7 protein-coding genes and 5 pseudogenes are annotated in these 13,112 nt (G+C 58.3%); 6 read left to right on the top strand and 6 right to left on the bottom strand.

Annotated features, from left to right (window positions below):
- Window positions 1-697: 697 nt before the first annotated feature.
- The 4 genes and pseudogenes from PSH69_RS20235 to ltrA all read left to right on the top strand — a co-directional run bounded on the left by PSH69_RS20235 (window position 698) and on the right by ltrA (window position 5,993).
- A complete protein-coding gene (locus tag PSH69_RS20235) occupies window positions 698-1,240 on the top strand; it encodes a hypothetical protein (protein WP_305409588.1) in 543 nt (180 codons plus the stop codon).
- A 745-nt stretch (window positions 1,241-1,985) separates the two neighbouring features.
- Window positions 1,986-2,786: a hypothetical protein gene (locus tag PSH69_RS20230; RefSeq protein WP_305409587.1), complete on the top strand. Its 801-nt coding sequence runs from the start codon at window positions 1,986-1,988 to the stop codon at window positions 2,784-2,786.
- Between the two features lie 427 nt (window positions 2,787-3,213).
- A pseudogene (locus tag PSH69_RS20225) lies at window positions 3,214-4,373 on the top strand (IS3 family transposase).
- Window positions 4,374-4,572: 199 nt separating this feature from the next.
- A pseudogene (gene ltrA / locus PSH69_RS20220) lies at window positions 4,573-5,993 on the top strand (group II intron reverse transcriptase/maturase).
- Window positions 5,994-6,616: 623 nt separating this feature from the next.
- Here ltrA and PSH69_RS20215 read toward each other — a convergent pair.
- Window positions 6,617-6,956, bottom strand: a pseudogene (locus PSH69_RS20215) (transposase); the annotation flags it as partial.
- Between PSH69_RS20215 and PSH69_RS20210 the strand changes: the two are divergent.
- Window positions 6,877-7,068 (top strand): hypothetical protein, encoded by a 192-nt coding sequence (locus PSH69_RS20210; RefSeq protein WP_305412906.1) that lies wholly within the window; start codon window positions 6,877-6,879, stop codon window positions 7,066-7,068. The pseudogene PSH69_RS20215 and the gene PSH69_RS20210 sit on opposite strands and share 80 nt — an antisense overlap.
- A 375-nt stretch (window positions 7,069-7,443) precedes the next feature.
- On the opposite strand, the gene PSH69_RS20205 is transcribed toward PSH69_RS20210, so the two are convergent.
- Together PSH69_RS20205 and PSH69_RS20200 are read right to left on the bottom strand one after the other, a co-directional pair.
- Window positions 7,444-8,265, bottom strand: coding sequence for a hypothetical protein (locus PSH69_RS20205; RefSeq protein WP_305409586.1), 822 nt, complete (start codon window positions 8,263-8,265; stop codon window positions 7,444-7,446).
- Window positions 8,266-9,310: 1,045 nt separating this feature from the next.
- Window positions 9,311-9,504, bottom strand: a pseudogene (locus PSH69_RS20200) (IS481 family transposase); the annotation flags it as partial.
- Between the two features lie 125 nt (window positions 9,505-9,629).
- Here PSH69_RS20200 and PSH69_RS20195 point away from each other — a divergent pair.
- On the top strand, window positions 9,630-9,800 hold the full coding sequence (locus PSH69_RS20195) for a hypothetical protein (RefSeq protein ID WP_305412904.1): 171 nt from the start codon (window positions 9,630-9,632) through the stop codon (window positions 9,798-9,800).
- 36 nt (window positions 9,801-9,836) lie between these two features.
- Here the strand turns inward: PSH69_RS20195 and PSH69_RS20190 are convergent.
- From PSH69_RS20190 to PSH69_RS20180, 3 genes and pseudogenes are all read right to left on the bottom strand, one after another.
- Window positions 9,837-10,011 (bottom strand): annotated as a pseudogene (locus PSH69_RS20190) (recombinase family protein); the annotation flags it as partial.
- An 87-nt stretch (window positions 10,012-10,098) separates the two neighbouring features.
- Window positions 10,099-11,172, bottom strand: a complete 1,074-nt coding sequence (locus PSH69_RS20185) for a hypothetical protein (RefSeq protein WP_305409584.1) — start codon at window positions 11,170-11,172, stop codon at window positions 10,099-10,101.
- Between the two features lie 511 nt (window positions 11,173-11,683).
- Complete coding sequence (locus PSH69_RS20180; RefSeq protein ID WP_305409583.1) at window positions 11,684-13,063, bottom strand: hypothetical protein; 1,380 nt, start codon at window positions 13,061-13,063, stop codon at window positions 11,684-11,686.
- Window positions 13,064-13,112 lie beyond the last annotated feature (49 nt).

Genomic DNA, 13,112 nt, shown 5'->3' with positions numbered 1-13,112 from the left:
CATCGACTTTCCCGTGCCCCGGAACCCAACTCGCCCCCAGACCACCCAACAGGCGATACACCTGGCCGTGGTTTGCATTCGGTCGAACGATCTTTGGCAGGAGACTGCCTGCTATTCGTCCCAAAAGGAGAAAAGAGTGCGCCCCCTTCCCCCGTATTCTGCATACCTCGCCAACTTCGCTGCATCGGCCCCGGCTCCCAATGCCACCCACCCACCAGGAGGCCCTGGCGATTTAGCGCCATTGAAGGCCTCTACGCAATCGACTGTTGGACCAGATCATTTGCCGAAAGCCACAGCACCTTACACCACAGAGGATGTACAACAGCACCGTTCAAACCTTGCTGGCGGCTCGTCGAGGCAATCAACATCCCAACCCGCCGAGTTCACGGGCTCATCGCGCAGAGAGCTCTCACCCTCCTCAAAGAACTATCTGCATTCATTGCCGTCCGAGGACTACGCTCTACCCAACCCAAAGACGGTTGTGCTGGAGAAGTTGAATCGGCAACGGGCTCAGAATAGCCCCGACAGCGCGAATTATACCCTCGCGGATATAACACCCGTCGTGACTGACTTATTGCTAACTCGCCACCTGACTTCTGACGACTTCTTCCGCACTCGCAGGGGCAAGGAACGGGCTGCTCCCCCCTATCCGTCGTCGACGCAGTCCTCCGGCCCCACGCGGGGAACCAGGCCATTATTGGCCGAACACCAAACCGTGATGGCGCAACTGCCCAAAACCCTTAACCGGTCGTACCGCTCTAAAATTTCACAATTTCTGTGCCATCTCGAGCAGCAAGGTCTGCGCTGGTCTGCGCTGGCACCTGCTGCAGGAGAAAAACGCCCAGCAGCGTTGGAGATGGCGGTCAATACGGCCATTCAGGACCACGGACTTAACAAAAACACGCGCGCGGCACTTAACCAGGGCTTCAACCTGGCTCTGCGGGCACCTTCCGGTCGGGTCCGACTGACACCATTACTGGCCGAACACCAAGCAGTGATGGTGCAACTGCCCCAAAGCCTTGTCCAGCCATATCGCTCTAATATTTCACGATTTCTGTGCCATCTTGAGCAGCAGGGTCGGCGCTGGTCCGCGCTGGCGCCTGCTGTGGGTGAAGAGCGCCCAGCAGCGTTGGAGGCGGCGGTCAATACGGCCATTAAGGGCCATGGACTTGACACAGGCACGCGCGCGGCAATTAACCGGGGCTTCAAGTTGAAGCTGAAGGCGCCTTTCAGGCGATAAGGTTTGTGCGACGCCAGTAGAAGGCGACGGTTGTTATCGCTGCAACTGGTCCTCTAAGGGGGCTCATCAGGGGCATGCCCAGATGAGGGGATATTCACTCATGGGATCTGCAACTACTTTCGGCATTGAAAATCCTGAGACAACGCGCTGCGCCTGCGCGGATTGTCCGAGGTGGCCAGCCATTCCGCCGGAGCGCCCCAACGACTTTCTCATGCCTTGGAACCCAACTCGCCCCCAGACCACCCAAGAGGTTATACACGTGGCCGTGGTTAGCATTCGGTCGAACGATCTTTGGCATGAGACTGCCTGCTATTCGTCTCCAAAGGAGAAAAGAGTGCGTCCCCTTCCCCCATATTCTGCAGACCTCGCCAACTTCGCTGCATCGACCCCGGCTCCCAATGCCAATGCCACCCACCCACCAGGAGGCCCTAGCGATTTAGCGCCATTGGAGGTCTCTACGCAATCGGCTTTTGGACGAGATCATTTGCCGAAAGATACAGCACTTTACACCACAGAGGACGTGCAACAGCTTGACGAAGGTGCACGTCCTTTTGGGCACATTGTGTCCGTAGCCGACGCCGCGTCGGTTCCATCCACCACAGGCGTTTCCCGCACTCGCAGGGGCAAGGAACGGGTTGCCCCCCCCTATCCGTCGTCGACGCAGTCCTCCGGCCCCTCACGGGCGCTGCCATCCACCGCCCCCACGCGGGGAGCCACACGATTACTCGCCGAACACCGAACCGTGATGGCGCAACTGCCCAAAAGCCTTAGCTCGCCATACCGCTCTGCGATTTCACGATTTCTGCGCCATCTCGAGCAGCAGAATCAGCGCTGGTCCACGCTGGCGCCTGCTGCGGGAGAAGAGCGCCCAGCAGCGTTGGAGGCGGCGGTCAATACGGCCATTAAGGACCACAGACTTCACACAAGCACGCGCGCGGCACTTAACCACAGCTTCAACCTGGCTCTAGTGGGGCCTTCCGGTCGGGTCCGACAGACACCTGCTCTGCCCGAACACCAAACAGTGATGGCGCAACTGCCCAAAAGCCTCTCCTTGCCATACCGCAGTATGATTTCAGTATTTCTGTGCCACCTCGAGCAGCAGAGGCAGCGCTGGTCCGCGCTGGCACCTACTGCGGGCGAAGAACGCCCAGCAGCGTTGGAGGCGGTGGTCAATACGGCCATTAAGGGCTACGGACTTCAAACGAGCACGCGTGCGGCACTTAACCACAGTTTCAACCTGGCTTTAGTGGGGCCTTCCGGCCAGGTCCGACTGGCACCTGTGCAGCCTGAACACCAAACAGTGATGGCGCAACTACCCGAAAGGCTTGACCGGTCATACCGCTCTAAAATTTCACGATTTCTGTGCCATCTCGAGCAGCAGGGTCAGCGCTGGTCCGCGCTGGCGCCTGCTGCGGGAGAAGAGCGCACAGCAGCGTTGGAGACGGCGGTCAATATGGCCATGCAGGGCCACGGACTTCACCCAAGCACGCGCGCGGCAATTAACCGGGGCTTCAAGTTGAAGCTGAAGGCGCCTTCCAGGCAATAAGGCTTGCGCGACGTCGGTAGAAGACGCCGGTTGTTATCGCTGCATGCTGGTCCTCTAAGGCATAGTTATCTACACATCTCTAAAGTCTTCAGCTGGTCACCCAGCCGATGGCTTCTGATGGGTGCGCCAGGCATGGCGCGTTGCGCGCAAGCGCAACCAGCTTGGCTGTGGTGGCCTCGCTGGTGACTTGGAGGTGAAAGTCCTCTACACACCCGGCAAGGGGAAGTGTTAGCCAGAGGCAAGGGTGTCGTGGGTGACTGCGAATCTGAAGGAAGCCCGAGGCAGAAAAATGCTGGCCTGACGAACAGGAAGCGGATAGAGGCGGCGCAGCGGGGTAAGACGGCCCAAACCGTTAAAGCCCAATGTAGTGGTCTAATGAAACCGGACACCCATTTAGGCGAGAATACTCGCCAGATCGAGGTGTCAAATGACCAAACAACGCCGTTCCTTTTCTGCTGAATTCAAACGCGAGGCTGCCGACCTCGTGCTCAAGCAAAACTACAGCTACATCGAAGCCAGCCGTTCACTCGGCGTCGGCGAGTCTGCGCTACGCCGCTGGGTCGAGCAGGTTCAGCAAGAGCGTCAAGGTGTCACCCCGCAAAGCAAAGCACTGACCCCGGAACAGCAAAAAATTCAGGAACTGGAAGCTCGTATCGCCCGACTTGAGCGAGAGAAATCCATCTTAAAAAAGGCTACCGCGCTCTTGATGTCGGAAGATCACGGGCGTACACGCTGATCAATCAGCTGAGCGTCCATGAACCGATTGATTGGCTGTGCAAAGTGTTTGAAATCACCCGCTCAAGTTACTACGCCCACCGCCTCAGGCGCCGAACGCCTGATGTTGAACGGCTTCGGTTGCGCAGCCGGGTAAGCGAGCTGTTCTCGCAAAGTCGCAGTGCTGCCGGCAGTCGTAGCATTCTTTCATTGATGCGTGACGATGGTGAGCAACTCGGTCGGTTCAAAGTGCGCAGCCTGATGCGTGAGCTTGACCTCGTCAGTAAACAGCCAGGTTCTCATGCCTATAAACGAGCGACGGTTGAACGGTTGGATATCCCGAACATCTTGAATCGGGAGTTCGATCTCCCGGCACCCAATCAGGTGTGGTGCGGCGACATCACCTACATTTGGGCCCAGGGGAAATGGCACTATCTGGCGGTCGTACTGGATCTTTGCGCGCGCCGGGTGGTGGGCTGGGCATTGTCGGAAAAGCCGGACTCCGAGCTGGTTATCAAGGCGCTGGATATGGCCTACGAACAACGTGGAAGGCCTCAGGGCCTGCTGTTTCCTCGGATCAAGGGTCGCAGTACGCGAGTCGTTTATTTCGCTAGCGGCTGTAGCGTTATCGAATGCGTCAGAGCATGAGTCGCCGGGGAAATTGCTGGGACAACGCGCCGATGGAGCGCGTGTTTCGCAGCTTGAAAACTGAATGGACCGACCGTGGGCTACAGAACTGCTCAAGAAGCCCGGCGAGATATCAGCCAATTCTTGATGCATAGGTACAACTGGGTTCGACCCCATCAATTCAACGGTGGACTGGCGCCAGCTCGGGCCGAAGAAAAACTTAACGTCGTGTTCGGGATTAGTTGACCACTACACAATACTTGCACGGAACGCTGTGACGTAGATCCGACAGGCATAAGCAGGAAGGTCGCGCGAATTACCCTGGGAGATCTGCACGTTTGCCAGTGTGCTACCGAGCGTCGCGAGGCGACGGGATGAACGTGCAGAAGTCAGCCGAGGCCGTAGTAAGTGGCAAATAACCCTGTCACCAAGGGCCGAACAGGTTATGCCGCCAGTAGGCGTCAGAGTCTCGTCGAATGTCGAAATGCAGAAATTTCTCCGAGGGAGAACTGTGACCCCAAGTTCCGGACAGAATCCGCGGGCGACGGCTGGTAGTGCGCAGGCATCGGCGGCGTCTGTGACGTGGACGAACGCGGAGCCGGATACGCTGATGGAGCGGGTGCTCGCACCCGCCAACCTCAGGCGTGCGTATCACCGCGTGGTCAGCAACAAGGGTGCGCCGGGTGCCGATGGCATGACGGTCGACCAGTTGGCGGGCTACGTGAAACAGTATTGGCCGACCCTCAAGACTCGGTTGCTGGCTGGCGAGTATCACCCGCAAGGTGTACGCGCCGTCGATATTCCCAAACCCAAAGGCGGAACACGGCAATTGGGTATTCCCAGTGTTGTGGATCACCTGATTTAACAGGCGCTGCTGCAACAGCTCACGCCGATCTTCGATCCGCTGTTCTCGGACTACAGCTATGGTTTTCGTCCGGGCAGACGCGCTCTCCAAACCATCGAAACCGCTCGCGGCCATGTGACAGCGGGTCACCGCTGGTGTGTGAAACTTGATTTGGAGAAGTTCTTTGATCGGGTCAACCACGATGTCCTGATGGCCTATGTGGCGCGTCAAATCGAAGACAGGCGTGTGCTCAGACTGATTCGTCGTTATCTCGAGGCCGGTGTGATGTCGGGCGGGATCGCCAGTCGACGACAGGAGGAGACGCCGCAAGGCGGCCCGCTCTCGCCGCTGCTGTCGAACATCCTGCTTAACGAACTCGACCGCGAGCTGGAACGGCGTGGCCATCGCTTCGTGCGTTATGCCGATGACGCGAACATTTATGTGCGCAGTCAGCGGGCTGGCGAACGGGTGATGGCCGGCGTCGAGCGCTTCCTGAGGCAGCGCTTGAAACTGACGCTGAATCGGGAAAAGAGCCGCGTGGCACGGTCTTGGGCTTGCGACTACCTGGGTTATGGGATGAGCTGGCATCAACAGCCGAGACTAAGAGTGGCAACGATGAGTCTAGGTCGCTTGCGAGACCGATTGAGAATGCTGTTACGTCATGCTTGGGGCTGCAAAATGGCGACTGTCATCGAGCGGATAAACCCCGCACTGCGTGGCTGGGCAGGATACTTCAAGCTAAGTCAGAGCAAGCGGCCGCTTGAGGAGATTGACGGCTGGGTGCGTCACAAGCTCGCTGTGTCGTATGGCGTCAATGGAAGCGGCCCTCTACGAGGGCGCGCAACTTGATACGTTTGGGACTCGGTGAGGTACGGGCGTGGAAATCGGCAGTCAATGGCCGAGGCCCATGGTGGAACTCAGGAGCGCCACATGTGAATCAGGCGCTACCGAAGAAGCTGTGGGATCGACTCGGGCTGGTCTCGATACTGGATACGATAAACCGGCTTAACCGCATAACCTGAACCGCCGTATACGGAACCGTATGTATGGTGGTGTGAGAGGACGGCAGCTGTGAAGCCGCCTCCTACTCGATCTTCTTTAGCAAAACCCGCCAGTTCTTGGGGAGTGCATTACTCCAGTGTCTCGCACGTTGCCAGAAGCATGTATCGACCGACCGACCGACCAGCAGAGCAGAAGCTGTTACCGGCTGCGAACGCTTCATTTGTCAACCAGACAGGCGAATCCGGTTTCACCGCTTTCTTGCTGCCAGTTCTCCAGCTGATGCCCCACCCCCTTTGAGCAGTTTGAAGTAGGACTCGATACAGCAGCGCCAGTAATAACAAAGCGCCAGGCGTTCACTTGCGCCCCCCGGCTCAAGGTTGCTCAGCAAATATCATTCGGCCAACAGGCTGCCATCGTCTCCCAGTATTCGGCTAACGATGAGCTGAGCAGGTAAAGTCTCACCGGACTTGCGTAGCGTCTTGCGGTCTGCCCTGTCTTTGCTGAAGGGCTGAGTTTGACGAGTCAACACGACGGCTGTTTCTCACGCCCCTTGAATCAGACTGTGTGAAAACGCACTGAAGGTGGTTCAAGCAAACGCCCCGACTTGTTCGCGTTTGTGTGTCAGCAGATGAAAACAGGCTTTTCAGCCCATCAACGCCATCAACTGGCGTGCGCCGAGCACGTTGATCGCTCTTTTCAGGTTATAGGCGTTCACCGCCAAGGCCATTTTCAGCCCTCGTTCCTTCAAGCTGTCGCAACAAGAAGCGAGCGGTGCCAAACAACCACAGCTTCAGATTGCCGAATGGATGCTCCACGATAGATCTTCGGCTGACCATCATTTCAGGGTGTGCTTGCATACGCCGTTCCATTCGCTCGAAAGCCTCTTCGTGCAGGTGGCGTGAGATGTATCGGCGTTGGGCGTCGGTGCATTGCGCCTTTAACGTCACGATCCGTGACGAGCAGGCTGCTTTGCAGTTCGTAACCGATGTCACCCCGGTGGGTCATTTGCAGGCGGTCAGCCTTGCTGTGGTGGTGCATGTAATTGAGTCGAGACCAATCGTGCATGACCGGCGCGTAATGATCGCAGTCATCTAGACACCCCTCGTGAGCCAGCGCCAGCAGCGGTTTGACCAGATCTACGGGCCTGACTCGGTCATTACTCAAAAACCTCCATAGTGCTTGCGTCTGTGCGAAAGCCTTGTCGCTTCGCGGCAAGGCTTTCATCCCGGCGGCCAGAACCGGTAGTCCATTACTGTGTCTCATGACTAGCTCGTCGTATCGTTTTATCAGTCGGGCATCTAGCCCGGTCATTTGATATCCATGCCGTCTCTTTATAGACCAGGATCATAGACCAGGATCGGGAGATGTGTAGATACCTATGTTCATCTGGGCATGACCCTGGTGAGCCCTCCTTAGAGGACCAGCATGCAGCGATAACTACCGTCGCCTTCTACCAGCGTCGCGCAAGCCTTATCGCCTGGAAGGTGCCTTCAGCTTCAACTTGAAGCCCCGGTTAATTGCCGCGCGCGTGCGTTCGTCAAGTCCGTGGTCCTTAATAGCCGTATTGACCGCCGCCTCCAACGCTGCTGTGCGCTCTTCTCCCGCAGCAGGCGCCAGCGTGGACCAGCGCTGATTCTGCTGCTCGAGATGGCACAGAAACCGTGAAATCGCAGAGCGGTATCTCGAGTTAAGGGGGGTGGGCAGTTGCGCCATCACTGTTTGGTGTTCGAGCAACACAGGTGCCAGTCGGACCTGACCGGAAGGCCCCTGCAGAAGCAAATTGAAGCTCAGGTTAAGGGCCGCGCGCGTGTTTGAGTCAAGTCCGTGGTCCTTAATGGCCGTATTGACCGCCACCTCCAACACTGCTGGGCGCCTGTCGCCCGCAGCAGGCGCCAGGGCGGACCAGCGCTGACCCTGCTGCTCGAGATGGCACAGAAATCGTGAAATTTTAGAGCGGTACGACCGGTCAAGGATTTTGGGCAGTTGCGCCATCACTGTTTGGTGTTCGGGCTGCACAGGTGCCAGTCGGACCTGACCGGAAGGCGCCACTAGAACCAGGTTGAAGCCGTGGTTAAGTGCCGCGCGCGTGCTTGTGTGAAGTCTGTGGTCCTTAATGGCCGTATTGACCGCCGCCTCCAACGCTGCTGGGCATTCTTCACCCGCAGCAGGTGCCAGCGCAGACCAGCGCTGACCCTGCTGCTCGAGATGGCGCAGAAATCCTGAAATATTAGAGCGCTGTTGCGAGCTAAGGTTTTTGGGCAGTTGCGCCATCACGGTTTGGTGTTCGGTCAATAATCGTGTGGCTCCCCGCGTGGGGGCGGTGGATGACAGCGCGCGCGAGGATCCGGAGGAGTGCGTCGACGACGGGTAGGGGGGAGCAGCCCGTTTCTTGCCCCTGCGAGTGCGGGAAACGCCTGAGGTGGATGGGGCCGACGCGGCTCCGGACACAATATGCCCAAAAGGATGTGCGCCTTCGTCAAGCCGCGGCGGCGGTGCCCAGTATGATTCAGAGTGGTCGGAGTCTCGTGAGGCCTTGCTCGACGTCGTCTCCCGGCTCTCAGTCGTGCTGCCCGACGGCAGGGACGGCCCCGAGATGTTCTGCGGACTCCGTCTCTGAATCAAAGCACTGCGCAGTTGCGCCTCTGAGCGTGAGCGCGCGCGGAGGAAATCTTCAGAAGTCAGGTGGCGAGTTAGCAATAAGTCAGTCACGACGGGTGTTATATCCGCGAGGGTATAATTCGCGCTGTCGGAGCTATTCTGAGCCCGTTGCCGATTCAACTTCTCCAGCACAACCGTCTTTGGGTTGGGTAGGGCGTAGTCCTCGGACGGCAATGAATGCAGATAGTTCTTTGAGGCGGGTGAGAGCTCTCTGCGCGATGAGCCCGTGAACTCGGCAGGAAGGTGCTGTTGCACGTCCTCTGTGGTGTTCTGCAAATGATCTGGTCCAAAAGCCGATTGCGTAGAGACTTCCAGTGGCGCTAAATCGCCAGGGCCTCCTGGTGGGTGGGTGGCATTGGGAGCCGGGGCCGATGCAGCGAAGTTGGCGAGGTATGCAGAATACGGGGGAAGGGGGCGCACTCTTTTCTCCTTTGAGGACGAGTAGCAGGCAGTCTCCTGCCAAAGATCGATCGACCGAATGCAAACCACGGCCACGTGCATAGCCTGTTGGGTGGTCTGGGGGCGAGTTGGGTTCCAGGGCACGGGAAAGTCGATGGGGCGTTCCGGCTGAATGGGTGTCTACCCCCACACCCGGCGAGGGCTAGGGGCATGCCGAGATAAGGCAAAATCAGGGTGTTTGCTTCGCAAGCGGTTGTTCTATAAAGGTTTGCATGCAATCTTTGACCAGGGCCTGTTCCGTTTCTACTCCATAGTCTTCCGGCAGCTCAATAGTGTGACGGGTAGAGAGGTGTCGCCCCTGCTTGGTTGTTGTACGGAGTTTTAACGCAGCTCACAGTAGCGATCTAATTCGAATTGCGGCTGTACGCGTGGCTTACCGTGGTCGGCCCGCTGGGCCGAATGGGGTTTATGAGCGGACGATGCCAAACGGATCGCGACCGGTCATATTGCGCCTAGCCTTCGAAAACAACAGCAAGTTCGTGCGTGGCAAAAAGTGGGCAAAGGAGAACATTGAGCGTTACTGCCTGGAACCCTAGGGTATGAAGCCGCTGGAGTCTGGCAACTACTCGTTGAGCATCCCATATCGTAACGATGAGACACTGGATGAGACGGTACATGATTTGTTGACCGAGATCAGCCAAGAGGCCGAGATGCGCAATTGCATTATCGAAGCGGACGCCTGGGAAGAAGGCGCTGAGTGGCAGTGGTAAAGCTTGCGTTGGTTTTTGGTACCATTGCTCCCCAAGCCCCAGTGCCAGCTTTATCCCTCGCGATCAGAGAGTCTGCGAGATCAGCTGCACCCCGGACGGACCTGGCTAAGCGGTCAGGTTTTTGGTCAACGAGTGTATCCCCGCAACGAACCGCAGCAAGAGCCTGATCCAGCCCTGGTCGGGATCGATTGGTGCCAGTCAATCCATGATCCTCTTACGCTTTGTTTGCCAAGGCAGTAGAGGGCCAGCCAGCAGCGATGACCGTCGCCTTCTACCAGCGTCGCGCAAGCCTTATCGCCTATGAAGGCGCCCTCAGCTTCAACTTGAAGCCCCAGTTAAGTGCCGCGCGCGTGCCTCGGTCAAGTCCGTGGTGCTTAATGGCCATATTGACCGCCGCCTCCAACGCTGCTGGGCGCACTTCGCCCGCAACAGGCGCCAGCACTGACCAGCGCTGATTCTGCTGCTCGAGATGGCACAGAAATCGTGAAATATTAGAGCGCTGTTTCACGGAGAGGCTTTCGGGCAGTTGCGCCATCACGGTTTGGTGTTCGAGTTGCACAGGTGCCAGTCGGATCTGGCCGGAAGGCCCCACTAGAGCCAAATTGAAGCCGTGGTTAAGTGCCGCGCGCGTGCTTGTGTGAAGTCCGTGGTCCTGAATGGCCGTATTGACCGCCGCCTCCAACGCTGCTGGGCGCCTGTCGCCCGCAGCAGGCGCCAGCGCGGACCAGCGCTGATCCAGCTGCTCAAGATGACACAGAAATCGTGAAATATAAGAGCGCTGTTGCGGGGGAAGGCTTTTGGGCAGTTGCGCCATCACTGTCTGGTGTTCGGGGAGCGCAGGTGTCAGTCGGACGTGACCGGAAGGCCCCACTAGAGCCAAGTTGAAGCCCTGGTTAAGTGCCGCGCGTGTGCTTGTCTGAAATGCGTGGTCCATAATGGCGGTATTGACCGCCGCCTCCAACGCCGCTGGGCGCCTGTCGCCCGCAGCAGGTGCCAGCGCTGACCAGCGCTGATTCTGCTGCTCGAGGTGGCACAGAAATCGTGAAATTTTAGAGCGGTACGCCCGGTCAAAGGTTTTGGGCAGTTGCGCCATCATTGTTTGGTGTTCGAGCAACACTGGTGCCAGTCGGACGTGACCGGAAGGTCCCTGCAGAAGCAAATTGAAGCTGTGGTTAAGTGCTGCGCGCGTGTTTTTGTGAAGCCCGTGGTCCTTAATGGCCGTATTGACCGCCGCCTCCAATGCTGCTGGGCGCACTTCGCCTGCAGCAGGCGCCAGCGCGGGCCAGCGTTGATCCTGTTGCTCGAGATGGCGCAGAAATTGTGAAATATTAGTGCGCTGTCTTGGGGTAAGGGTTTCGGGCAGTTGCTTCATCACGGTTCGGTGTTCGGCCAGTAAGGGTGGGTGGCATTGGGAACCGGGGCCGATGCAGCGAAGTTGGCGAGGTACGCAGAATACGGGGGAAGGGGCCTCACTCTTTTCTCCTTTGGGACGAGTAGCAGGCAGTCTCCTGCCAAAGATCGTTCGACCGAATGCTCACCACGGCCATGTGTATAGCCTGTTGGGTGGTCTGGGGGCGAGTTGGGTTCCAAGGCACGGGAAAGTCGATGGGGGGATCCGGCTGAATGGGTGTCCGGTAATGAGGTGGTCACCCCCGCACCCAGCGAGGGCTAGGGGGCATGCCGAGATAAGGCCAAATCAGGACATTTGCTTTGCAAGCGCCACGCACGCCTATCGTGTTGTCTCAGGATTTTCAATGCCAACAAGTAGTTACAGACCCCATGAGTGAATGTCCCTTCATCTGGGCATGACCCTGGTGAGCCCTCCTGAGAGGACCAGCATGCAGTGATAACAACCGTCGTCTTCTACCGACGTCGCGCAAGCCTTATCGCCTGGAAGGCCCCTTCAGCTTCAACTTGAAGCCCCGGTTAATTGCCGTGCGCGTGCGTTCGTCAAGCCCGTGGTCCTGCATGGCCGTATTGACCGCCGCCTCCAACGCTAGTGGGCGCATTTCGCCCGCAGCAGGCGCCAGCGCGGACCAGCGCTGATCCTGCTGCTCGAGATGGCACAGAAACCGTGAAATCGCAGAGCGGTATCTCGAGTTAAGGGGGGTGGGCAGTTGCGCCATCATTGTTTGGTGTTCGAGCAACACAGGTGCCAGTCGGACCCGACCGGAAGGTCCCTGCAGAGCCAGGTTGAAGCCCTGGTTAAGTGCCGTGCGCGTGCTTATGTGAAGTCCGTGGTCCTTAATGGCCGTATTGACGGCCGCCTCCAACGCTAGTGGGCGCATGTCGTCCGCAGCAGGCGCCAGCGCGGACCAGCGCTGACTCTGCTGCTCGAGATGGCACAGAAATCGTGAAATCGCAGAGCGGTGTAACCGGTCAAGGCTTTCGGGCAGTTGCGCCATCACTGTTTGGTGTTCGAGCTGCACAGGTGCCAGTCGGACCTGACCGGAAGGTCCCTGCAGAAGCAAATTGAAGCTGTGGTTAAGTGCCGCGCGCGTGCCTTTGCTAAGTCCATGGTCCTTAATGGCCGTATTGACCGCTGCCTCCAATGCTGCTGGACGCCTGTCGCCCGCAGCAGGCGCCAGCGCGGACCAGTGCTGATTCTGCTGCTCGAGATGGCACAGAAATCGTGAAATATAAGAGCGGTATCGATGGTTAAAGGTTTTGGGCAGTTGCGCCATCACTGTTTGGTGTTCGAGCAACACAGGTGCCAGTCGGACCTGACCGGAAGGCGCCTGCAGAACCAGGTTGAAGCCGTTGTTAAGTGCCGCGCGTGTGCTTGGGTCAAGTCCGTGCTCCTGCATGGCCGTATTGACCGCCGCCTCCAACGCGGCTGGGCGCACTTCGCCCGCAACAGGCGCCAGCACTGACCAGCGCTGATTCTGCTGCTCGAGATGGCACAGAAATCGTGAAATATTAGAGCGGTACGACCGGCTAAGGGTTTGGGGCAGTTGTGCCATCATTGTTTGGTGTTCGGCCAGTAATGGTGCCAGTCGGACCCGACCGGAAGGCGCCACTAGAGCCAGGTTGAAGCCGTTGTTAAGTGCCGCGCGTGTGCTTGGGTCAAGTCCGTGGTGCTGCATGGCCGCATTGACCACCGCCTCCAACGCTGCTGGGCGCTTTTCGCCTGCAGCAGGCGCCAGCGCGGACCAGCGCTGATTCTGCCGCTCGAGATGGCATAGAAATCGGGAAATACAAGAGCGGTGCGACCGGTCAAGGATTTTGGGCAGTTGCGCCATCACGGTTTGGTGTTCGGTCAATAATCGTGTGGCTCCCCGCGTGGGGGCGGTGGATGACAGCGCGCGCGAG

The sequence above is a fragment of the Pseudomonas sp. FP1740 genome, assembly GCF_030687165.1.
Classification (GTDB): Bacteria; Pseudomonadota; Gammaproteobacteria; order Pseudomonadales; family Pseudomonadaceae; genus Aquipseudomonas.
Note: the sequence above shows the minus strand (reverse complement) of the source record. Positions and strands in the feature narration are given on the sequence as shown.